The sequence below is a fragment of the Cupriavidus sp. YR651 genome (assembly GCF_900101625.1).
GTDB lineage: Bacteria > Pseudomonadota > Gammaproteobacteria > Burkholderiales > Burkholderiaceae > Cupriavidus.
Genome location: NZ_FMYZ01000001.1, coordinates 420,534 through 443,528 on the forward strand (window position 1 = coordinate 420,534; position 22,995 = coordinate 443,528).

The 22,995-nt window shown below is 62.7% G+C and carries 19 protein-coding genes; 1 reads left to right on the top strand and 18 read right to left on the bottom strand.

Annotation, left to right across the window (positions count from 1 at the left end):
- Positions 1 to 56: 56 nt before the first annotated feature.
- The 6 genes from infB to BLR29_RS01870 all read right to left on the bottom strand — a co-directional run bounded on the left by infB (position 57) and on the right by BLR29_RS01870 (position 9,655).
- Positions 57 to 2,951 carry a translation initiation factor IF-2 gene (gene infB, locus BLR29_RS01845; RefSeq protein WP_092134185.1) on the bottom strand — a complete coding sequence of 965 codons (2,895 nt, stop codon included), beginning with the start codon at positions 2,949 to 2,951 and terminating at the stop codon, positions 57 to 59.
- A gap of 82 nt (positions 2,952 to 3,033) precedes the next feature.
- The gene (gene nusA / locus BLR29_RS01850; protein ID WP_092134187.1) at positions 3,034 to 4,509 is read right to left on the bottom strand and encodes a transcription termination factor NusA; all 1,476 of its coding nucleotides are present in this window, start codon (positions 4,507 to 4,509) and stop codon (positions 3,034 to 3,036) included.
- Entirely contained in the window at positions 4,506 to 4,994 is a 489-nt protein-coding gene (gene rimP / locus BLR29_RS01855) for a ribosome maturation factor RimP (RefSeq protein WP_092134189.1), read from the bottom strand. The genes nusA and rimP overlap by 4 nt, the downstream gene beginning before the upstream one ends.
- Positions 4,995 to 5,300: 306 nt before the next feature.
- On the bottom strand, positions 5,301 to 7,253 hold the full coding sequence (gene rluB, locus BLR29_RS01860) for a 23S rRNA pseudouridine(2605) synthase RluB (protein WP_255371064.1): 1,953 nt from the start codon (positions 7,251 to 7,253) through the stop codon (positions 5,301 to 5,303).
- Positions 7,254 to 7,281: 28 nt separating this feature from the next.
- Positions 7,282 to 8,292, bottom strand: a complete 1,011-nt coding sequence (gene scpB, locus BLR29_RS01865; RefSeq protein WP_092134193.1) for an SMC-Scp complex subunit ScpB — start codon at positions 8,290 to 8,292, stop codon at positions 7,282 to 7,284.
- 601 nt (positions 8,293 to 8,893) lie between these two features.
- A complete protein-coding gene (locus tag BLR29_RS01870; protein ID WP_092134194.1) occupies positions 8,894 to 9,655 on the bottom strand; it encodes a sulfite exporter TauE/SafE family protein in 762 nt (253 codons plus the stop codon).
- A gap of 82 nt (positions 9,656 to 9,737) precedes the next feature.
- Here BLR29_RS01870 and fnr point away from each other — a divergent pair, with 82 nt between their 5' ends.
- The gene (fnr, locus tag BLR29_RS01875) at positions 9,738 to 10,463 is read left to right on the top strand and encodes a fumarate/nitrate reduction transcriptional regulator Fnr (protein ID WP_092134196.1); all 726 of its coding nucleotides are present in this window, start codon (positions 9,738 to 9,740) and stop codon (positions 10,461 to 10,463) included.
- Positions 10,464 to 10,530: 67 nt separating this feature from the next.
- On the opposite strand, the gene BLR29_RS01880 is transcribed toward fnr, so the two are convergent.
- The 12 genes from BLR29_RS01880 to odhB all read right to left on the bottom strand — a co-directional run bounded on the left by BLR29_RS01880 (position 10,531) and on the right by odhB (position 22,992).
- A complete protein-coding gene (locus BLR29_RS01880) occupies positions 10,531 to 10,776 on the bottom strand; it encodes a hypothetical protein (protein ID WP_092134197.1) in 246 nt (81 codons plus the stop codon).
- Positions 10,773 to 11,003 carry a hypothetical protein gene (locus tag BLR29_RS01885; protein ID WP_092134199.1) on the bottom strand — a complete coding sequence of 77 codons (231 nt, stop codon included), beginning with the start codon at positions 11,001 to 11,003 and terminating at the stop codon, positions 10,773 to 10,775. Before BLR29_RS01885 ends, BLR29_RS01880 begins: the two co-directional genes overlap by 4 nt.
- A gap of 28 nt (positions 11,004 to 11,031) precedes the next feature.
- Positions 11,032 to 12,558: a cytochrome c oxidase accessory protein CcoG gene (gene ccoG, locus BLR29_RS01890; RefSeq protein WP_092134200.1), complete on the bottom strand. Its 1,527-nt coding sequence runs from the start codon at positions 12,556 to 12,558 to the stop codon at positions 11,032 to 11,034.
- A 55-nt stretch (positions 12,559 to 12,613) separates the two neighbouring features.
- Positions 12,614 to 13,528, bottom strand: a complete 915-nt coding sequence (gene ccoP, locus BLR29_RS01895) for a cytochrome-c oxidase, cbb3-type subunit III (protein ID WP_092134202.1) — start codon at positions 13,526 to 13,528, stop codon at positions 12,614 to 12,616.
- The gene (locus tag BLR29_RS01900) at positions 13,525 to 13,695 is read right to left on the bottom strand and encodes a cbb3-type cytochrome oxidase subunit 3 (RefSeq protein ID WP_092134203.1); all 171 of its coding nucleotides are present in this window, start codon (positions 13,693 to 13,695) and stop codon (positions 13,525 to 13,527) included. The genes ccoP and BLR29_RS01900 overlap by 4 nt, the downstream gene beginning before the upstream one ends.
- Before the next feature lie 4 nt (positions 13,696 to 13,699).
- On the bottom strand, positions 13,700 to 14,404 hold the full coding sequence (ccoO, locus tag BLR29_RS01905) for a cytochrome-c oxidase, cbb3-type subunit II (RefSeq protein ID WP_092134205.1): 705 nt from the start codon (positions 14,402 to 14,404) through the stop codon (positions 13,700 to 13,702).
- A gap of 18 nt (positions 14,405 to 14,422) precedes the next feature.
- Complete coding sequence (gene ccoN / locus BLR29_RS01910) at positions 14,423 to 15,871, bottom strand: cytochrome-c oxidase, cbb3-type subunit I (protein ID WP_092134206.1); 1,449 nt, start codon at positions 15,869 to 15,871, stop codon at positions 14,423 to 14,425.
- A 171-nt stretch (positions 15,872 to 16,042) separates the two neighbouring features.
- A complete protein-coding gene (gene ccoS, locus BLR29_RS01915) occupies positions 16,043 to 16,189 on the bottom strand; it encodes a cbb3-type cytochrome oxidase assembly protein CcoS (RefSeq protein ID WP_092134208.1) in 147 nt (48 codons plus the stop codon).
- A complete protein-coding gene (locus BLR29_RS01920; RefSeq protein ID WP_092134209.1) occupies positions 16,190 to 18,856 on the bottom strand; it encodes a heavy metal translocating P-type ATPase in 2,667 nt (888 codons plus the stop codon). It lies immediately after the preceding gene.
- Between the two features lie 137 nt (positions 18,857 to 18,993).
- Positions 18,994 to 20,091, bottom strand: coding sequence for a cell division protein ZapE (gene zapE / locus BLR29_RS01925; protein ID WP_092134211.1), 1,098 nt, complete (start codon positions 20,089 to 20,091; stop codon positions 18,994 to 18,996).
- 114 nt (positions 20,092 to 20,205) lie between these two features.
- Positions 20,206 to 21,630: a dihydrolipoyl dehydrogenase gene (gene lpdA, locus BLR29_RS01930; protein ID WP_092134212.1), complete on the bottom strand. Its 1,425-nt coding sequence runs from the start codon at positions 21,628 to 21,630 to the stop codon at positions 20,206 to 20,208.
- Between the two features lie 93 nt (positions 21,631 to 21,723).
- Positions 21,724 to 22,992, bottom strand: a complete 1,269-nt coding sequence (gene odhB, locus BLR29_RS01935) for a 2-oxoglutarate dehydrogenase complex dihydrolipoyllysine-residue succinyltransferase (RefSeq protein WP_092134214.1) — start codon at positions 22,990 to 22,992, stop codon at positions 21,724 to 21,726.
- Between the last annotated feature and the right edge of the window lie 3 nt (positions 22,993 to 22,995).

Here is a 22,995-nt window from a genome sequence, read left to right on the forward strand (position 1 = left end):
CTGTCTAGTGCAGAAGTGAAAACGGCAGGCCGGAGCCTGCCGTTTTGCGTATCGCTTTACAGCGTACGCGCCACCTCGGTGATTTCGTACACCTCGAGCTGGTCGCCTTCCTGAACGTCGTTGAAGTTCTTGATCGACAGACCGCACTCGAAGCCTTGCTTGACTTCCTTGACGTCGTCCTTGAAACGCTTGAGCGAGTCGAGTTCGCCGTCGTGCACCACCACGTTGTTGCGCAGCACGCGCACCAGCGAGTTCCGCTTGACCAGGCCGTCGGTAACCATACAGCCAGCCACCGCACCGATCTTCGGCACGCGGAAGACCTGTCGGACTTCCACCTGACCGATCGTGGTCTCGCGCTTTTCCGGCGCCAGCATGCCGGACATCGCCGCCTTGATCTCGTCTACCGCATCGTAAATGATGTTGTAGTAGCGGATATCGATGCCATTGTGCTCGGCCAGCTTGCGCGCGCCGGCATCCGCCCGCACGTTGAAGCCGATGATGACCGCCTTCGAGGCCGTGGCCAGGTTGACGTCCGATTCCGAGATGCCACCCACGCCGCCATGCACGATCTGCACGCGCACTTCGGCGGTCGACAGCTTCTGCAGCGACTGCACCAGCGCTTCCTGCGAACCCTGGACGTCGGCCTTGACGATCAGCGGCAGTGTTGCCACTTCGCCTTCGCTCATCTGCTCCAGCATCGTTTCCAGCTTGGCGGCCTGTTGCTTGGCCAGCTTCACGTCACGGAACTTGCCCTGGCGGAACAACGCGATTTCGCGCGCCTTGCGCTCGTCCGGCAGCACCAGCACTTCCTCGCCAGCGGCGGGGACTTCCGACAGACCCTGGATTTCCACCGGGATCGACGGACCGGCTTCCTTCGCCGGCTTGCTGTTTTCGTCCAGCATGGCACGCACGCGACCATAGGCGCTGCCTGCCAGCACGACGTCGCCGCGCTTCAGCGTGCCGCTGGTCACCAGGATCGTGGCGATCGGGCCCTTGCCCTTGTCGAGCTGAGCTTCCACCACCAGGCCCTTGGCCGGGGCATCCACCGGAGCCTTCAGTTCCAGCACTTCGGCCTGCAGGGAAACCTGCTCCAGCAGTTCCTCGATACCGATACCCGTCTTGGCGGACACCGGCACGAACGGCGAATCGCCACCGTATTCTTCCGGCACCACCTGCTCGGCCACCAGTTCCTGCTTCACGCGGTCCGCGTTGGCTTCGGGCTTGTCGATCTTGTTGATCGCCACCACGATGGGTACGCCTGCAGCCTTGGCGTGCGCAATTGCTTCCTTGGTCTGCGGCATCACGCCGTCGTCAGCCGCAACCACCAGGATCACGATGTCGGTGGCCTTGGCGCCACGGGCACGCATGGCCGTGAAGGCCTCGTGACCCGGGGTATCCAGGAAGGTAATCACGCCGCGATCGGTTTCCACATGGTAGGCGCCGATGTGCTGCGTAATGCCACCCGCCTCGCCCGCTGCAACCTTGGTGCGGCGGATGTAGTCGAGCAGCGAGGTCTTGCCGTGGTCGACGTGACCCATCACGGTCACTACCGGCGGACGCGGCAGCAGTTCGGCGTCGGTATGATCTTCGCCGTCCACCACCAACAGTGCTTCCGGATCGTCCAGCTTGGCGGCATGCGCCTTGTGGCCCATTTCTTCCACCACGATCATGGCGGTTTCCTGGTCCAGCACCTGGTTGATCGTCACCATCTGGCCGAGCTTCATCATCTGCTTGATGACCTCGGACGCCTTCACGGCCATCTTGTGCGCCAGGTCGGCCACAGAGACGGTTTCCGGCACGTGCACTTCACGCACCACCGGTTCGGTCGGCGCCTGGAAGTTGCTGCGTGCGTCGTCGGCATGCTGCTTGCCACCGCGGCCACGCGGGCCACCGCGCCAGCCACCCACGCCGCCCGACGAATCGCCGCGCGTCTTCAGGCCGCTGCCCTTCTTGTTGCGCGAGCCTTCGTCCTGCCACGTACCCGGCTTCGCAGCCTTGCCCGTCTTCTTGTCGACAGTGGTCGTGGTGGTCGTCGTGGTAGCGACCTTCTTCTCGTCTTTCTTCGCCTCGGTGGTCGTCCCAGCCGGCTTCACCGGCTTGTGCAGCGTACCGGTCTGCTCAGCCTTCTTTTCCTCGGCCTTGCGCTCGGACGGTGCCTTCAGGACGCGGGCCGGCGCATTCAGCATCTGCTGGATGGCTCGGGCTTCGGCTTCGGCAGCCTCGCGGCGGCGGCGTGCCGCATCCTGCTCGAGACGCGCCTTGTCGGCGGCAGCCTTGGCGTCGTCGGCGTCCTTTTGCACCTGTACGCGTTCGGCAGCCAGCCGAGCCTTGTCGCCCTCGGCCTTCGTGCGGGAGGCTTCCTCGGCAGCTTCAGCCACGGCACGCGCAGCAACTGCCTCTTCCTCGGCCTTCTTGGCCAGCAAGTCGGCCTGGCGGCGCTGTTCGGCCTCCAGGGCTTCCTGCTTTGCGCGGCGCTCGGCTTCCTCGCGTTCGGCCGCTTCCTGGCGGGCCTTCAGCTCGGCTTCCTGGCGCGCCAGCGCTTCGGCTTCCTGGCGGCGTTGTTCTTCGTCGCGACGCGCCTCCTCGGCGGCGGCTTCCGCCGCTTCCGGAGTTTCCGCGCCATCGGCGTGCGTATCGGACACCGCTTCGTCGCGCTTGATCAGGACGCGCTTCTTGCGCACCTCGACCTGCACGGTACGGGTCTTGCCCGTGGAATCGGCCTGGCGGATTTCCGAAGTTTCGCGCTTGGTCAGCGTGATCTTCTTGCGTGCGCTGTCGTCGGCCTGGCCATGCGACCGCTTCAGGTAGTCGAGCAGCCTCGTCTTGTCCGATTCGGTGATGATGTCTTCAGGCGTCGCCTTGCCCACCCCAGCTGCCTGCAATTGTTCCAGCAGGGCAGCTGCGCTGCGGCTCAGTTCTGCGGCCAGTTGGGCAACTGTTGTGCTTGCCATTCAAACCCTTTCAATGCTCGGTTTCTACGTCGGGACAAATCGTATGCGGAAAGCGCGTCCGGGCCGGGCCCGGGCGTGTCCCTCAGTTAAACCAATGTTCCCGTGCTTTCATGATCAGCGCCTTGGCTTCTTCTTCCGTCACGCCGGCCAGATCGACCAGTTCGTCCACGGCCAGTTCGGCCAGGTCGTCACGCGTGTGGATATTGCCTTCGGCCAGCTTGCCGATCAGCTCGGGGGTCAGGCCGTCGAGCGAGCGCAGGTCCTGCGACACCTCTTCCACCTTTTCTTCCCGGGCCAGTTCCATCGTCAGCAGCGCATCGCGTGCGCGGTTACGCAGCTCGTTGACGGTGTCCTCATCGAACGCCTCGATTTCCATCATTTCACTGATAGGAACATAGGCGACTTCTTCCAGCGTGGAGAAACCCTCTTCGATGAGGATATCTGCCACTTCTTCGTCCACGTCCAGCTTGGCCATGAACAGCTTCCGTACCACTTCGCTTTCTTCGGCTTGCTTCTGCGCCGATTCTTCCTGCGTCATGATGTTGATCTGCCAGCCAGTCAGTTCCGACGCCAGGCGTACATTCTGACCGCTGCGACCAATGGCGACGGCGAGGTTTTCCTCGTCGACCACCACATCCATGCTGTGCTTTTCCTCGTCGACCACGATCGACTGCACCTGTGCCGGCGCCAGTGCGCCGATCACAAACTGCGCCGGATCTTCCGACCACAACACGATATCCACGGCTTCGCCGCCAATCTCGTTGCGCACCGCCGTCACGCGGGTACCGCGCACGCCTACGCAAGTGCCGATCGGGTCGATGCGCTTGTCATGCGCCACCACGGCGATCTTCGCGCGCACGCCTGGGTCACGGGCAGCCGCCTTGATCTCCAGCAGGCCCTGTTCCATTTCCGGCACTTCGTTCTCGAACAGCTTGATCAGGAACTCGGGCGCCGTACGCGACAGTTCGATCTGCGGGCCACGCGCGGCGCGGTCCACATTCAGGATATATGCACGCACACGGTCGCCGGTGCGCAGATTTTCCTTCGGAATGATCTGATCGCGGGCCAGCAACGCTTCCACGCGACCCGATTCCACGATCAGGCCCTTCTTGTCGGCGCGCTTGACCGTACCGGTCATGACCTTCTCGCCACGATCCAGGTAGTCGTTCAGGATCTGCTCACGCTCCGCGTCGCGAATGCGCTGCAGAATCACCTGCTTGGCAGCTTGCGCGCCAATACGTCCAAATTCAACCGATTCGATCTGCTCTTCGACGAATTCGTCCAGCTGGATCTCCGGTTCCTGCTCGCGGGCCTCGAACAGCAGAATTTGCTTGTCCGGCTCCTGCAGGCCTTGTTCGTCGGGGACGACAAGCCAGCGGCGGAACGTTTCGTGCTCACCGGATTCACGGTCGATCGCGACGCGGATATCCACGTCCTCCTCGAAACGCTTCTTGGTCGCCGAGGCGAGTGCCGCCTCGAGCGCACCGAATACCACATCCTTGTCGACGTTCTTTTCACGCGCAAGCGCATCGACGAGCAACAGAACTTCGCGGCTCATTGCTTGTTCCCTTTTCTTTGATTTCCCTTGAAGTCGATCACCGGCACGAGCCGTGCCTTGTCGACGTCGGATATGGCGAATTCCAGCAGCGCCGGGCCATCCTTGCCTTCGAATTCCAGGCCGATTTTCTCGGCATCGGCCTCGCCCACGGGTTCCCGGAGGATGCCGACAAAATTCTTCTGGCCATTGACAGGAAGACGCAGCGTGACCCTGACCTCGGCACCGGCAAAACGGACGTAGTCGGCCAGTTTCTTCAGCGGCCGATCCAGACCGGGCGACGACACCTCGAGGCGCTCATAGTCGACATTCTCGACGGTGAGCACGTGCGTAAGCTGGCGGCTTACTTTCTCGCAATCTTCAATGACGATGCCGGTTTCAGGCTGATCGATATAGACACGCAGAAGTCCGGCTGGGGCACGCTCAAGCTCAACCAACTCGTAGCCCATGCCGATAAGGGTGGTTTCGATCAAATCTGCCAGATGCACTGTAATCCCGAATAGTGGCGTTCAACACCATGGCAGACACCGGACAACGACAACGTTCTGAAACGAAAGAGCTGCCCTGCCTGCCTGTCACCCCCTAACGGCCCGCACCGCGATGGTGCGAAACAAACGAGCGAACCAAAAAAAAATGGGCGCAATGCCCATCATTCGCCCATCCTTCGCCGAGGATGACACTTTTGAATAGACTTAGATTATACGCAGATTATGTCCAAAAGGCAAAAGCCAGTCGGGATCTGCGCCGGATCGGGGCTGCGCCGACATTTGCCGGCATTGCCCCAACCCTTGCAATCAGCGATGGCCTCCGTGACCGCCTCCGTGACCGCCGCCATGATTGCCGCCTCGACCGCGCGGACGCCGGTTACCACCTGCGTTGCTACCAGCATTGCCGCCCGCGTTGCCACCGGCCTTTGCCGCCTTCGGCATCACATTGCCGTTGACATCGCCACCGCCGCCGCGTCGCTGCTGTTGACGCCCCTGGCCGCCTGCACCGCCCATGCCGCGAGCGCCACGTCCACCACCGGCACCACCAGCACCACCTCGCATCCCACCTGCCCCGCCACCGCCGAACTTGGTGGTGTGTGAGGTCAGCGGTGCAGGTCCCGTCGGAATGTAGCCCATCGACGTCTGCATCGGATCCGGCTGACCGCGGCCGGCACCACTGCCACCCCGCGCGCCGCCCTTCTCAAAGCGCGGCAGGCCATCCATGCCCGTGTGCATCGGCATGCCAGCGATCGCCGCCTCGGTACGCTGCTTCCGGCCACCCACTTTCGTGGCACCCTTGAGGGCAGCCTGCTCACCCTTGCCCGGCGCCTTCAGGCCAATGCTGGCCATCAGCGTGCGTACGTCCGTCGCTTCCATTTCCTGCCAACGGCCGCGCTTCAGGCCGCGCGGCAGCAGGAACTGACCATAGCGCGTACGGATGAGGCGCGACACCGTCAGGCCGACCGCCTCGAACATCCGTCGCACCTCGCGGTTGCGGCCTTCGGTCAGCGCCACGTGATACCACTGATTCACGCCTTCACCGCCACCATCTGCGATCCGCAGGAAGTTGGCTTCGCCATCATCGAGCTGAATGCCGTGCAACAAACGCTGGCGATCCGCCTCGGCCAGCTCGCCAAGCGTACGCACTGCATACTCGCGCTCCACGCCGTAGCGCGGGTGCATGAAACGGTTGGCGATATCGCCCGACGTCGTGAAAATCAGCAAACCCTCGGTATTGAAATCCAACCGGCCTACGGCCACCCACTTTCCGGTCTTGATTCGCGGCAGGTTGTCGAATACGGTCGGACGGCCTTCCGGATCAGACTGGCTGACGATTTCGCCGGCAGGCTTGTGGTACAGCAACACGCGCGGCGGCTTGGAAGACACCTTGCGATGGATCAGCTTGCCATTCACGCGAACCTGGTCGGTCGGCAGAATCCGCTGGCCGATGTGAGCCGGCAACCCGTTCACGGAGACACGGCCCTGAAGAATCAGCTCCTCCATCTCGCGGCGCGATCCCAGCCCGCCCTCCGCCAGCACCTTATGCAGCTTGGGGGCATCGTCGTCGGCCGACAGCTCACGCACCGGCTTGACCTTGGTGCGCGGCAGAGCCATGTCTTCCTGGTCGAACTGCCCCGAAATCACAAAGCGGAACAGATCTTCGGCGCCCGCCGCGGGCTTGCCGGCAGCCTTGCTGGCGCCCTTGCCCATCGGCTTGTCGTCCTGGCGATTCTCGGGCTTCTCCATTCCCTTGCCGCCACCCGGCTGGCCCTTGCGCTGGCCCTGGACACCCTTGTTGCGCCTGCCTTGCTGCTGACCCGCCGGCTTGTTATCGCCATCGACCAGCGCGGCCTTGCGCTGAGGCTGCTGCCGCCGCTTGCGGGCGCCCTGCGCAGCTTGCGGCTGGGCCGACTGTCCATCGCCAGCAACTTCAGCCTCGCCTTCGGCACGAACTTCGCGCTCCACGGCAGGTGCCGGCTTGCGCTTGCCACGACCGCGCGGCTCACCGCGTGCGGCCTGGGACGCGCCGGCAGGCTGGGGAGTATCGCCACCTTCCGCCGACACTGCGCCGTCGGTTTCGGCACGTCCCGTCTCGCGGTCCTGGGCGCCTTGGCGGCGCGACGCAACGAGATTGCGCAGGCCACGACGAAGCCCCTTGCGGCGCGGCGCGCCATCAGCACCGTTGCCCGCGTCGGGGGCAGCGCCGGTATCGCCCGGCCCGTCCGGTTGGCGGACGTCTTGCTCAGCGGAATCAGACAAAGTATTCACTATTGATATTGCATGTTGTTCAGTTGGACACGCGCTCGTCGTCCTCGGTGGGATGCGGTACATTGCCGTCCCGGACTGAACCATCGTCGTCTTCTTGCATGGAAGACAAGGTGTCCACGTGGAAGCCGTTGGCTTGCGCCAGCGGCGCGTCGTCGTCTTGCTCGCCATCGGCGGGCAACTGCGCAACGCTGTTGTCGTTCTGGTTGTGTTCGTCGCCGGGGCCGCTGACGCCCATCGTCACCTGCGCCCCCTCTTCCGACCCAGTGAATTCAGCGGATTCGACTGACTCAGCGGATTCACCTGGCTCAGCCGGCTCGCCGGTGAGCGCCTCTGCGGATTCAGAGACCACGCCGACCTCGGCTAGATCCGCCGTGCCCGCAGCAGGTGCATCAGAACCCGGCGCGGCGCCCGCCAGCGCCTCGGCGAACGCTTCTTCGTCGCCAGTCTGCGGATTGGCCGTGGCGACTTCCTCGAAATCGATGGCCTGCTGATCCAGCAATGCGGCCTGGACCTGTGCCTGGGCATCCTCGAGCGGCGGCAGTTCATCGAGCGTTCGCAACCCCAGATCGTCGAGGAACGCCTTGGTCGTCGCATAGAGCGCCGGGCGGCCCGGCACATCACGGTGCCCAATGACCTCGATCCAGCTGCGATCCTCGAGCTTCTTGATGACGTCCGTACTCACCGTCACGCCGCGGATTTCCTCGATATCGCCTCGCGTCACCGGCTGGCGATAAGCAATAATGGCCAGCGTTTCCATCACGGCGCGAGAATACTTTGGCGGCTTCTCGGGATTCAGACGATCCAGGAACTCACGCATTTCGGGCCGGCTCTGGAAGCGCCAGCCGCTAGCCAGAGCCACCAGTTCCACGCCGCGCTGCTGCCAGTCCTGGCGCAGCTCTTCCAGGAGGACACGGATGGTATCGGCACCGACATCGTCGGCAAACAAGCGCCGCAGATCATTGACGCGCAAAGGTTCCTGCGCGCAGATCAGCGCGGTCTCGAGGACGATCTTCGCCTCTTGGGTATTCATGTGATTGCGTGCAGCCTGTCTTTGCACCTGCCCCAGGACGAATCCCTGAGCACTGGAGATTTCGGATACAGCGGTACGGATGCCACCGCCATCTCATCGCGCAGCCAACTCTCGCATGCTTACCGCATCGGAGCCGTGCACTTCGTTCATTGCATCGAGTTGCCGGGTCAGTCCGGCTGGAGATCGTCCGTTTCAGGCAGGCTTCGCCGGTCAACGGACCTCTTGCGTCGCGCCTTCTCCCTCTTGGGCGGACATTCGCCAGGACAACCAGATTGCCAAGGCGGCAAGAAAATAACGGATATCGGCCCGGACATGCTACGTCCTGAGCCAGCGCCACCGCTCCACAGCGCCGCCCGGCCTTTTGAACCAGATCTTTTGAACCGGATGAACTGTGGAGACGGGTCCGGCAATTCATGCCGCCGAGGACCCCAGGACTCGCACCCCAGATCAGGAGTGCCGCCCCGGCGACGCCACGAGCGTAATGCAGCGCAATACCGTGGTTCTCGCGATTGTATGGCATTTCCAGCCCGCCCCGCAACCCGCACCGAGCAGGCGCCATGAGTTCGTGGCGGATTTCACGAAGAGGTAGCCTCAGGTAGCCTCAGAGCACCATGCAAAATCCGATCTGATTCAGCGTATCCGGAAGCCAGAACGCCCGCGCAATACCGAGCAATCCAAAGGCCATCACGATCACCCCGGCAATCACCCTTACGGCGCGCCGGCGGGACAAGTGACGTAAATATCCCGACAGCCCAGAGATAACCAGCAGATTCGGCAACGTACCCAGACCGAACGCGCCCATCACCAGCGCCCCTGATGCGGCGTTGCCGGCCAGAAGCGCCAACGCGAGTGCCCCATAGACCATCCCGCATGGCACGATCCCCCACGCGAGCCCCATGCCGTAGCGACGCGCCAGCGGCCCGGGCCGTCGTCGCAAGCCCGCGGGCATGTGCGCGCCAATAACCCGGCAATGTCTTGTGATGTATTGCGCCCCGCCTGTAGCAAGCTTCTCGACCCAGACAGCACGCGGCACCTTGCCGCGCAACAACCAGAGCCCCGACAGCACCAGCAAGGCACTTCCCAACGCATACAGCCATCGCTGCAGCGGCAGGTACTCCTGCTTCCACGCCGTTGCACCCACCGCGCCCATCAGCGCGCCAAGCAGCATGTACGTCGTGAGACGTCCCGCGTGCATGACAAGCAGTTCGAAGACCCAACTACGCGGCGTTCGATGCACAACCGCAGGCACGCTTGCGAAGCCACGCTGTTCCGCCGCCATTGCAATGCCGCCACACATGGCAGCGCAATGCACGCCACCCAGCAAGGCCAGGGCAAAAACGCTAAAAAGCACACCAAATGGCAACTGTTCCTCGCTTCAGCGTCACATCACGCTGTAAAATGTATGAATCGCGCCCTCACCGCTTGCGCTTTACAACGAGCCTTAATTGCTTACTTCCATCCCCGTCACTGAAATGTCGCCCCGTTGCTCCACGTGTGCTATGGGCCAGCTTTGCCTGCCCGTGGGGATGTCTCAGCAAGACCTCGCGAAAATGGACTCGCTTGTGCAGGAGCGTATTCGCGTACACAAAGGTGAGACGCTGTATCGCATGGGTGATCCGCTCAACGCTGTCTATGCCATTCGTTTCGGTACGCTGAAAACGCACGTCACGATGGAAGACGGACGATCCCAGATCACCGGGTTCCATCTGCCCGGCGAGGTTATTGGCCTGGACGGTCTCGGCGAGATGCAACACGCATCCGATGCCACCGCGCTCGAAGATACCGAAGTCTGCGTGGTGCGCTTCGGTGATCTGCAGTCGTTATCGGGCCAACTGCCATCACTGCAACATCAGTTCCTGCGGCTGATGAGCAAGGAAATCTCCCAGGACCAGGTCATGCTTCTCACGCTCGGTTCCATGCGGGCCGAAGAGCGGCTGGCGGCATTCCTCATTAATCTGTCCGAACGCCTGTCAGCCCGAGGCTATTCGGCAAGCGAGTTCGTTCTGCGCATGAGCCGTGAGGAAATCGGCAGCTACCTGGGCCTCAAGCTCGAAACCGTCAGCCGCTTGTTCTCTCGATTTGCGGAGGCCGGCCTGATCCAGATCCGCCAGCGTCACGTCAAACTCGTCGACATGGCAGGTATCAAGCAAGTCTACAGCCGCTCCTGCTAAGCCTCGTATCGCAGACCAGAGGCCGCCTTCAGGGCGGCCTTTTTCGTGGTCCTCCAACTCGCTGCCGCTACTCCAGTTCGTCCGTGTCACTCAGCTTGGTCGGCATCGTGTACAACGTCAGTCCGCTCGACAACGCGCAAAACAGCCACGCCAGCAGAAACCCCACCGTATAGACCGCCAGGCGTGACACTTCGACGGGCTGCCCGAAAAAACTGAGATCACCGGGATCCACAACCGAGAAGACCATTGCCGTGGCCGCGCCGCCCACCAGGAACGCTGGCCATAGCACCCACATCAGCCAGCGCAATCTCATGGGCGCCCTCCAGTCGACGCTTCCGCACGGACGGCAGCAGGCACGCGTGGCCCATCGACTTTTTCGACTACCAGCCCGTGGCTCGCGGCCCCGCTGACGGGAGTATCCGCGTGCGTGCTCGCCAGCCAGATTGTCACACCGCAGCCGATCATCGCCAGCAACGGGCCGGACATCAGGAACCAAGGCCACGGCTCTTTCCACCAGGACTTGCTTTCTTTGGGTGTCATTCAGATCTCCTTGTCGACGATCACGACGTCACAGGTTCCGCGGCACGATGAAACTGGTGGATTGCCGGATATGCGCTCCCCCTTGCTCACCGCCCTCGCTGGTCACGGTGACGTCGATCTTGTGAGTGCCCTGCTTCGCGTCGTCAATCGGCACACGGATGCGAATCGGCAGCAGTCGGTTCGACGTGGGCGCCAGCGACTCCGCAGCGGTGTCGTACTCGACGGTCAGCCCCTTCAGGTCTGCGCTTTCAGCCTGCACACGAATGCGCATCGGCGCTTCCGTCGTGTTGATGATCTGCAGCCGGTACACATTTTCGATCCAGCGGCCCTCCACTTCACGACCAAGCGCACCTCGGTCCCGGATGATGTCTACCTTGAGTGGCGTGCGCATGGCCAACGATCCCACAAAGCCCGCCACCATCACCATCCAGATCAACGTGTAGATGATGGTCCGCGGCCGGAACAGTCTCTTGCGTGCATCAGTAGTGGACAGCGACTTGCGCATGGCGTTTTCCGACGTATAGCGGATCAGTCCGCGCGGATACTCCATTTTGTCCATCACTTGGTTGCAGGCATCGATACACGCTCCGCAGCCGATGCACTCATACTGAAGACCATCGCGGATGTCGATGCCCGTCGGACACACCTGCACACAGATACTGCAGCCGACGCAATCGCCAAGTCCCGCCTCGTGCCGATCAGCCTTGCGCGAACGGCTGCCGCGCGGCTCGCCACGACCCACGTCATAGGTGACGACGTAGGTATCGCGATCCACCATCACGCTTTGAAACCGCGCATAGGGGCACATGTACTTGCACACCTGTTCGCGCATGAATCCGGCGTTGCCCCAAGTGGCAAACGCATAGAACAGCATCCAGAACGCCTGCCAGGGGCCCAGCGTGAAGTTGAGAACCTCGCGCCCCAGTTCACGGATAGGTGCGAAGTAGCCGATGAACGTGAAGCCCGTCCACAAGGCAATCAGGATCCACAGTGTGTGCTTGATAGCCTTGAGCCGGACCTTGCGCAGGCTCCATGGTTCGCCATCGAGCCGGATACGTGCGATGCGGTCGCCTTCCACATGCCGCTCGATCCACATGAAGATTTCCGTGTAGACCGTTTGCGGGCACGCATAGCCGCAGAACAAACGCCCGGCAATGGCTGTGAAGAGAAACAGCGAAAGCGCCGAGATCACCAGCAGGACGGCGAGATAGATCACATCCTGAGGCCACATCACCAGGCCGAAGATATAGAACTTCCGGGCCCCGAGATCGAACAGCACAGCCTGCCGGCTATTCCACTGAAGCCACGGCGTACCGTAGTAGATCAGTTGGGTCAGGATGACCAGCCAGACGCGCCAACTGGAAAATGCACCGGTCACGGAGCGCGGATAGATCTTGCGCCGCACCTCGTATAGCGTTTCATCGGAGGTCTCGCCAAGCTGTGGCTGAGGCGCCGGCCGCCAGGATGCACCACTTGCGGGCGTAGCGCTCCTGGACGGATTGGGCACGGAAGCGTCAAGCGAGGTTTTTGGGGGGGCGTTCGGGGGCGCGTTCATCGTTGTGCCCTCACGCCCCGGCGGACGACATGCCGTCCGGCACCGGGGCAGTTGATCATTGGCCGGCCCCTCCGTTGTTCGACAGCCCCCAGACATAGGCCGTCAGCATGCGGATCCGCTCCGGCGTCAGGATTTCCTCATGTGCGGGCATGTGGCCGTTGTGGCCCTTGAGAATGGCATCAACGATCGAACCCTCCGAACTGCCATACAGCCAGACACCATCGGAGAGGTTCGGCGCGCCTAGCGCCTGGTTGCCCTTGCCACCGGATCCATGGCAAGCCACGCAGGTCGTCTTGAACGTGCTCTCGCCCCGGGAGGCTCGGATCGGATCGTAGGACAGGCCAGATAGTGACCGCACGTATTGTGCGGTGTCGCCGGCCTGCTTGCCGTCGATCGCACCTGCGAACGGCGGCATCATGCCGTTGCGGCCCTTCGTGATCGATTGCTGGATCGTGTCGGGGTCGCCGCCGTAGAGCCAATCGTTATCGGTCAGATTCGGAAAACCGCGGCTGCCGCGTGCGTCAGACCCATGGCACTGCGCGCAGTAGTTCAGGAACAGACGCTGACCGATCTCGCGGGCGTCGGCATCGGCCGCCACCTGCTTGACATCCATCTTCAGGTAGCGGGCGTAGATCTCGTGCTGCGTCTTCTCCGCAGCCTGGCGATGCGCCGCCAGTTCGCCCTGTGTGGAAGAGCCCAGCACACCCGCATAGGATCCAAGGCCAGGGTAGAGGATCAGGTATGCCACGCTGAAGATACAGGCCAACAGGAACATCCACATCCACCATCGTGGCAGCGGATTGTTGAGTTCGCGCAGGTCGCCGTCCCAGACGTGGCCTGTGTCATCCGCCGCACCGGCACTCTTGGTGATCTTGCGTTGGGAGAAAAGCAACCACACGCACCAGACGATGCCGACGAGCGCGATGGCTGCGATGTAGTAACTCCAGAAATCGGAAAAAAAATCACTCATGACTGTGGGTTCCGGCTTGGATTTATTGTTGCCTCGTCAGGCAAGGCAAATGGCAGCATGGCCGACTCTTGGTTGGCGGCCTGTCGGCCAGTCGACCAGGCCCACCAGCAAATGCCCAGGAAGGCAAGCATCGAGACGACGGTGGCTATGGCGGTAACGATAGCCATGGCGTCACTCCTTGGCCGGCGCTGCCGCACCCGCTGTAGGCGCTGCGGACGCTGCGGGCGCCACGGTGGCAGCCGAGTCGACACGCACATTGCGGCGGTTGATGCCGAGACCTTGCAGGTAAGCCACCATGGCATCCTCCTCGGTCTTTCCGACCAGCTCTTCTGGCGCGCGAGTGATTTCGTCGTCGGTGTAAGGCACACCAAGTCGTTGCAGTGCGCGCATCCTGGCCTGCACCGAGTCTGTCGGCAGGGCTGCCTTCTCCAGCCACGGGTATGACGGCATCACGGATTCCGGCACCACGTCACGCGGGTTGCGCAGGTGAATGCGCTGCCAGTCATCGGAGTAGCGCCCACCTACACGTGCCAGATCCGGGCCCGTTCGCTTCGACCCCCAAAGGAACGGATGGTCGTACACCGACTCGCCAGCTGTGGAGAAATGACCATAGCGTTCCGTCTCCGCCTGCAGCGTGCGCACCTGTTGTGAATGGCATCCGACGCAGCCCTCGCGAATATAGATATCGCGCCCCATCAATCGCAGCGGCGAATACGGCGTGATGCCCTTGTCAGGTTGCGTCGTGGAGTGTTGGAAGAACAGGGGCACAATCTGCACCAGGCCAGCAATACTTACCACCAGGATGGTGGCGATGATCAGCCAGCCGACGTTCTTCTCGAGCGTTTCGTGAGTAAAGAATGATTGCTTTTGTGACATCGTTGAAATCCTCGGCGATCAATGGGCGGAGGCCGGGAGATTGGCCGGAATCGGTGCATCCACTGCCGGCTTGCCGGCAATGGTGCGTGCCACGTTGTAGGCCATGACCAGCATGCCGGCCAAGAAGCACAGACCGCCCAGCAATCGAATCAGGTAGAACGGGTACTTGGCCTTGACTGCCTCCACGAAGGCATAGGTCAGCGTGCCGTCTGGCTGCGTAGCGCGCCACATCAGGCCTTCCATCACGCCCGCGATCCACATCGAGGCGATATAGAGCACCACGCCGATCGTCGCAATCCAGAAGTGCCACTCGATCAGTCGAATGCTGTACATCTGCCTTTCGCCAAACAGGCGCGGAATCAGGTAGTAAAGCGATCCGATGGAGATCATCGCCACCCAACCCAACGCACCCGAGTGCACGTGCCCGATCGTCCAGTCCGTGTAGTGCGACAGCGCATTCACGGTCTTGATCGACATCATCGAGCCTTCGAACGTGGCCATGCCGTAGAACGACAGCGCCACCACCAGGAATTTCAGGATTGGGTCCGTGCGCAATTTGTGCCAGGCGCCAGACAGGGTCATGATCCCGTTGATCATGCCGCCCCACGACGGAGCGAGGAGGATCAGCGAGAACACCATGCCCAGAGACTGTGCCCAGTCCGGAAGCGCGGTGTATTGCAGGTGGTGGGGGCCGGCCCACATGTAGGTAAAGTTGAGCGCCCAGAAGTGGACGATCGACAGCCGGTACGAGTAGATGGGACGCTCAGCCTGCTTCGGGATGAAGTAGTACATCATCCCAAGGAAGCTGGTGGTCAGGAAGAAGCCCACCGCGTTATGCCCGTACCACCACTGAATCATCGCGTCCTGCACGCCGGCATAGGCGGAGTAAGACTTCCAGAGCGATGCCGGCATCTCGATGTTGTTGACGATATGCAGGATGGCGATCGTGAGAATGTACGCGCCAAAGAACCAGTTCGCGACGTAGATATGGCGGGTCTTGCGCTTGATGATGGTGCCGAAGAAAACAACGGCGTATGCGACCCAGACCAGAGTGATCAGAATGTCGATCGGCCATTCGAGCTCCGCGTACTCCTTGGAGGACGTAATGCCCATGGGCAGCGTGATCGCGGCGGCCAGAATGACCGCCTGCCAGCCCCAGAATGTGAATGCCGCGAGCGGGCCACAGAACAGCCGCGCCTGGCACGTCCGCTGCACCACGTAGTAGGACGTGCAAAACAGCGCGCTACCGCCGAAAGCAAAAATCACCGCGTTGGTATGCAGTGGCCGCAGGCGGCCGAACGACAGCCACGGCGTATTGAAGTTGAGCTCCGGCCAGATCAGTTGCGCCGCCAGCAGAACGCCGACGGCCATGCCGACGATCCCCCATACCACGGTCATGACGGCAAACTGCCGTACGACACCGTAATTGAAGGTGTCGACGCGTTGAGACGCGGTGGTGACATCCATTCAGACCCCCAAGCTAAGTAAGAATAAACCTATTGACAGTGTGACTTTAGGGAATCGCTGCGCGCGTCGTTTTGATATCAGTCAAGTTGCGAACCCCACTTCGGAACCGTCCCCAAACTGACCTGTCAATGCGCCCAACTGCAACGCGGACGACGTACTCTGCGGCTGACCTCATGGCTTGTCGTTGTCGAGCAAGATGGCTTCGCCAGGACGATCGAGGTCGTCATACTGGCCCGCATGCAAGGCCCACCACAGCGCGCCGGCGATCAGCGCAACGAGCACGAGGCTCATCGGCACCAGCAGGTACAGCGTTTCCATTCAGGACTCCCTCTCGGGCCATTCACGCGGCATGCGCAGCAGCCGCCATGCATTGGCCACGACCAGCAGTGACGACACCGACATCCCGATGCCGGCCATCCACGCCGTGACGTGACCGGTGGCCGCCAACGGAACGGCCACTACGTTGTACAGAAATGCCCAGGCAAGGTTCTGACGCACCACGCGGCGTGCATGACGGGCCGTCGCAATGGCCGTGGCGATTTCGGCGACACCTCCATGGGTGAGCACGGCGTCTGCGCCTGCCTGTGCAAGCGGTGCGCCACCGCCAATTGCAATCGATACTTGGGCCTGGGCCAGCACCGGAGCGTCGTTGATCCCGTCTCCCACCGCCAGCACCATCGCGCCTCGGCGCTGCAAGTTGGTGACATAGTCGCGCTTGCCCTCGGGAGTGACGGCGCCGACGGCCGTCTCCATGCCGAAATGGTTTGCCCACCAGCGCACCGAATGCCTGCTGTCGCCTGACACGAGGTGGCAGCGCACGCCAAGTTCGCGTAGCGCACGAAGCAGTGATGAAGTCTGTGCGCGTGCGATATCGGCCAGAAGAAAGCGCGCCAGCATGCCGTCCGTGCCCCCCAGCCACACTTCGGTCGCGCCCGGGTGCGCGTCCCGAGCCTCAGGACCTTCCGCGGTTTCATCGCCGGCCCAGACACTGGATGCCAGAGCGAGCCCGCTCACGAAATCACGTCGGCCAAGCCTTACGATCCGCTCGCCGACATGGGCCTCCAGCCCGTGCCCGGGCAAGTTGCGCAGGCCACTGACTTGGAGCGGGTCGGCGATGCCGCCAGCTTCGATGAATGCGCGTGCGATGGGATGTTCCCCACCCCGCTCCATCGCCGCGGCGATACAGAGGCAGGCGTGTTCGTCGAGATCGCTCTTCAGGTCCGTCGATACCACGGCGAAGCGTCCTTCCGTCAGCGTCCCCGTCTTGTCGAGAACCACATCGGTGACGCCCGCAAGGGTCTCCAGCGCATGGGCCCGCGTCAGCAGCACGCCGCGCCGTGACAGCGCAGCACCGGCGGCTGCAAGGGCGGCGGGAGTTGCCAGCGACAACGCACAGGGGCAACTGACCACCAACACCGCCACAGTCACCAGCAGGGCCCGCGACGGATCGATCCAGAGCGCCCAGACCAGGCCCGTGACCGCCGCCATGGCCAGCAACGTGCCCACAAACCAGCCCGCCACACGATCTGCAAGCAGCGCAAGGCGCGGCTTCTCCGCCAGCGCACGGTCCAGCACGGCGACTATTTCCGCCAGTCGTGTATTCGCTCCGATACGGTGGACCGTTAGTTCCAGCGGGCTGGACGTATTGAAGCAGCCCGCCAGCACCAAATCGCCTGCCTCGCGCCGCACGGGACGTGCCTCGCCTGTCAGCATGGATTCGTCGACTTCACTCGCACCATCCGTGACCACGCCGTCGGCCGGAACAATCTCACCAGCCTTCACACGGATACGGTCGCCCGCGCGCAACCGCGCCACGGGCACCCGCTCGGCGATGCCCCCTGCCTGCGCCAGACGCTCGCAAGTCGCCGGCAACTGCCGCGCGAGCATCTCCGCGCCGCTGCGCGAGGCCTGGCGTACGCGCAACTCCAGATAGCGTGCCAGCAAAAGGAAGGCGACGAACATCGTCACCGAATCGAAATAGACCTCACCTACGCCACGAACGGTGGCTATCGCACTGGCGACAAAGCCGGCGGCCACACCGATGCCCACGGGCACATCCATGCCCATATGGCGTTGACGCAAGCCGCGCCAGGCGCCGGCAAAGATAGGAAAAGCAGAATAGAAAACGACAGGAACCGTCAGCGCGAAGCTCGCCCAGCGCATCAACTGGAGCTGGCCGGGTTCGATCGTGGCCTCGTGTGTATAGAGCGGCCACGCATACATCATCACCTGCATCATGCCGAGCATTGCCACGGCCATGCGCATCAGCAGACTGCGGCGTTCGCGGCGATCCTGCTGATCGGTACGGGAGACCTCGAACGGCCATGCCATGTAGCCGATGTCGGCCAGTGTGGCCAGCAGCCCGGAAACGCTTTGCTGCGCCTCTTGCCATCGCACTACGACGCGGCGCGTGGCGACATTGGCGACTGCGGATTCCACTCCCGGCAGCTGCCCCAGTTGCTGCTCGATCAGCCAGGCACAGGCGGCGCACCTGATGTTTTCTGGTGCCAGCGTGGTCTCGACACGGCCATCGCCCAGCGCCCGGACAAACTGACTACGCAGTTCCGGCGTGTCGTAAGCTGCCCAGACAGGTTCGACCTCGCGACGTGCCTCGGCATCGATCGGCCGCGCAAAGCGAGTGACGTCGCCATAAAGATGACCGAATCCAGCTGCATGAAGCGTCAGCGCCAGCGTCTGACAACCACCGCAACAAAATGCGCGTGCGGTGCCGTCGATATCGGCAACGAATGGTGTGTCGCCCCGCTCCAGGCGCTGGCCGCAATGAAAACAATGATCGGTAGAGGAATGGGAAAGCGATACCGCCGACTGCAATGCGGTAGCGACCCGCGCACCCGAATCGCGATCCGGGCCGTAAGTGCGAGCCGGGGCGGATGGGACTGAAAACGGGACTGACAGCGGAGTGGCTGTCGGAGTGACCGGCAGACTGCCGGCGGGCGCGAGGGGGCTAGTAGGTATGGACGGCATGGCGCGCTTTTATTACCTAGTGGATACTAGGTAACGCGCGCGCCATACACCTTGATGCAAATCAAGTCCGCCCGAACGGACTCAGGTTCGTTCCCTGCAGACAACACACCTGACCAGAATCAGGGCCAGCTCCCCATTCAGGTGAGCGTCGTGTCCATCGTCCGGCGCTCGGACTCCAGGTATTCGCGCGACTGCATTTCGATGATCCGCGAGACGGTCCGATGGAATTCGTTGGCCATCTGGCCCTCGGTGTACAGCTCGTCGGCCGGCACCTCGGCGGACATCAGCAGCTTGACCTTGTGATCATAGAACACGTCGATCAGCCACGTGAACCGGCGTGCCTCCGACGACATCCGCGGCGTCATCTTCGGCACGTCCGACAAAATCACCGTATGGAACTGCGAAGCCAGTTCAAGGTAGTCGTTCTGCGAACGCGGACCGCCGCACAGCGTGGCGAAGTCGAACCAGACCACGCCATTGGCCTTGCGCAGGGCCTTCAGCTCACGATGCTCGATATGAAGGATCGGCGATTCGTCTGCTGTCCCGGCGATCCCCACAAATGCATCGCGCAGCGCCGCGCTGGCCTCGCGGTTCAGGGGCGTGTGGTACGCCTGCACCTGCTCCAGCGCGCGTTTCCGGTAGTCGATTCCAGCGTCGACGTTCAGCACGTCGAGCTTCTGCTGCAGCAGTTCGATGGCCGGCAGCACGCGGTCCCGGTGCAGGCCGTCCGGATACAGCAGGTCCGGGCGATAGTTGGACGTCATCACGAACTGCACGCCGTTTTCGAACAACTGCTGCAGCAAGCGATGCAGGATCATCGCGTCTGCCACGTCATTCACGTGGAATTCGTCGAAGCAGATCAGGCGGAAGCGTCGCGCGATGCGTTTGGCCAGCTCATCGAGGGGGTCCGGCCGGCCGCGCAGCTCTTCCAGCTGGCGATGCACCTCGCGCATGAATTCGTGGAAATGGAGTCGCGTCTTGCGCACCACTGGCACGCAGGAGTAAAAGCTGTCCATCAGGAACGACTTGCCACGCCCTACCCCGCCCCACATGTAGACGCCCTTGGGCACATCCGGGTGTACCAGCAACTTCTTCAGCGCATTGTTGCGCCGATTCTTGTAGGCCACCCATTCGTCGTAGCACTGCTGCAGGCGCGCGACGGCGCGCAATTGCGCTTCATCGGACTGGTAGCCGCGCTGCTTCAGTTCCTGCTCGTAATACTCGGTGACGTTCATGCTCTGGGTTCACACTGGGACGGCGACGGAAGTTATCCGCGCCGGCGCTGCAAGTGAAAACGGCGCGCCGCTGTTTGCGGCGCGCCGATGCTCACGCATTGTGAGGCAAAAGCCTTACATGTTGAGCTGACGCTTGTCGACAGCCAGCGCGGCTTCGCGCATGACTTCCGACATCGACGGGTGCGGGTGACACACACGGCCGATATCCTCGCTGGCGGCCTTGAACTCCATTGCCACTACGGCTTCGGCGATCAGGTCCGACGCGTTGGCGGCCACGATGTGCACGCCCAGGATTTCGTCCGTCTTGGCATCCGCAAGCATCTTGACGAAGCCGTCCGAGGCACCCATGCCCAGTGCACGGCCATTGGCCATGAACGGGAACTGACCCGACTTGTACGCGCGGCCTTCAGCCTTCAGCTGTTGCTCGGTCTTGCCGACCCACGCGATTTCCGGGAACGTGTAAATGACCCACGGTACCGTATTGAAGTCGATGTGCGGCTTCTGGCCAACGATACGTTCGGCCACTGCCACGCCTTCGTCCTCGGCCTTGTGTGCCAGCATCGGGCCGCGCACCACGTCGCCGATGGCCCACAGGCCCGGGACCTTGGTCTGGCAGTGGTCGTCCACCTCGATGAAACCTCGTGCATCCGCCGCCAGGCCCACGGCTTCGAGGCCGAGGCTGTCGGTGTTGGGCACGCGGCCCACGGACACGATCAGACGATCCACTTCCAGGGTCTGGGCGTTGCCATCCTTGTCGGTGTAGCTGACCGAGACGTTGTCCTTGCCGGTTTTCACTTCGTTGACCTTCACGCCCAGGCTGAACTTCAGGCCCTGCTTGGTCAGCAGCTTCTGCGCTTCCTTGGCCACGCCTTCGTCGGCAGCGCCCAGGAATGCGGGCAGCGCTTCCAGCACGGTCACGTCCGCACCCAGACGGCGCCACACGGAGCCCAGTTCCAGGCCGATCACGCCAGCGCCGATCACGCCCAGCTTCTTCGGCACGGTCGGGTACTTCAGCGCACCTTCGTTATCGCTGATGAGGTTGTTGTCCACCGGCACGCCCGGCAGGTGGCGGGCCTTCGAGCCCGTGGCGATGATGACCTGCTTGGCGGTCACGACCTCGCCAGCCACGTCGACCTGGAAGCCCTCGGCAGCCTTGCCGATGAACTTGCCGTAGCCCTTGAACAGCGTCACCTTGTTCTTGCGGAACAGGAACTCGATGCCCTTGGTCATCTTGCCGACGATGTCGTCCTTGCGCTTGAGCATCTTGGCCACGTCCACCTTGACGTCACCCACGGTGATGCCGTGGTCGGCCAGGTGATGCGCGGCGTTCTCGAACTCTTCCGAGGAAGCCAGCAGCGCCTTGGACGGAATGCAGCCCACGTTCAGGCAGGTGCCACCCAGGCGCGGTTCACCCTTGGGATCGTCGTAGGCGTTGCCTTCGCAGCAGGCCACGTTCAGGCCCAGCTGGGCAGCGCGGATCGCAGCGATGTAGCCGCCAGGGCCGGCGCCGATCACCAGCACGTCGAATTGTTTGCTCATGGAAATTCCTTTTGGACGACGCACTCCCACCCGCCCGGCTCAGCGGGCGGCGGGAGACACGAGGTCCTTCAACTCAGGGGAAAGACGGACGGCTTACAGGTCCAGCAGCAGGCGAGCCGGATCTTCCAGCGCTTCCTTCATCGCCACCAGGCCCAGCACAGCCTCGCGACCATCGATGATGCGGTGGTCGTAGGACATGGCCAGGTAGTTCATCGGGCGAATCACGATCTGACCGTCTTCCACCACGGCGCGGTCCTTGGTGGCGTGCACGCCCAGGATGGCCGATTGCGGCGGGTTGATGATGGGGGTCGACAGCATCGAACCGAACGTACCGCCGTTCGAGATCGAGAACGTACCGCCCGTCAGCTCTTCCAGCGACAGCTTGCCGTCGCGAGCCTTGGCACCGAACTCGGCAATCTTCTTCTCGATATCGGCCAGGCTCATCTGGTCGGCGTTGCGCAGGATCGGCACCACCAGGCCACGCGGCGAGCCCACGGCGATACCGATGTCGAAGTAGCCGTGATACAGGATATCGTTGCCATCCACCGACGCGTTGATGATCGGGTACTTCTTCAGGGCGTGCACGGCAGCCTTCACGAAGAACGACATGAAGCCCAGCTTCACGCCGTGTTCCTTCTCGAAGCGGTCCTTGTACTTGCCACGCAGATCCATCACCGGCTTCATGTTCACTTCGTTGAACGTGGTGAGGATGGCGTTGGTCGATTGCGACTGGATCAGGCGCTCGGCGATACGGGCGCGCAGACGGCTCATCGGCACACGCTCTTCCGGACGGTCACCCAGGGCAGCGAAGTCCACCTGGGCCGACACTTGCTGCAGCGCAGGCTTGGCGGCGGCCGGAGCCGGCGCAGCCTTGGCGGCCGGGGCCGGGGCGGAGCCGGCGGCCAGCACGTCACCCTTGGTGATGCGGCCATCCTTGCCCGTGCCGGCTACCTGACCGGCGGTCAGGCCACCTTCGGCCATCAGCTTGGCAGCCGACGGCATGGCGATGCCGCTTGCGCCGGTAGCGGCAGCAGCGGGGGCAGCGGGGGCAGCGGCAACCGGCGCCGGTGCGGCGGCCGGAGCCGGCGCGGCAGCTGCGGGGGCAGCGGCGCCAGCAGTGGCTTCGGTGTCGATCTTGGCGATCAGCTCGTCTGCCACGACGGTATCACCGTCGTTCTTGACGATCTGCGACAGCACGCCGGCGGCGGGGGCCGGCACTTCCAGCACGACCTTGTCGGTCTCGATCTCGATCAGGATCTCGTCCTGGGCAACAGCTTCGCCCGGCTTCTTCTTCCAGTTCAGCATGGTCGCTTCGGCGACCGATTCAGACAGTTGCGGAACCTTGACGTCAACAATAGCCATGGT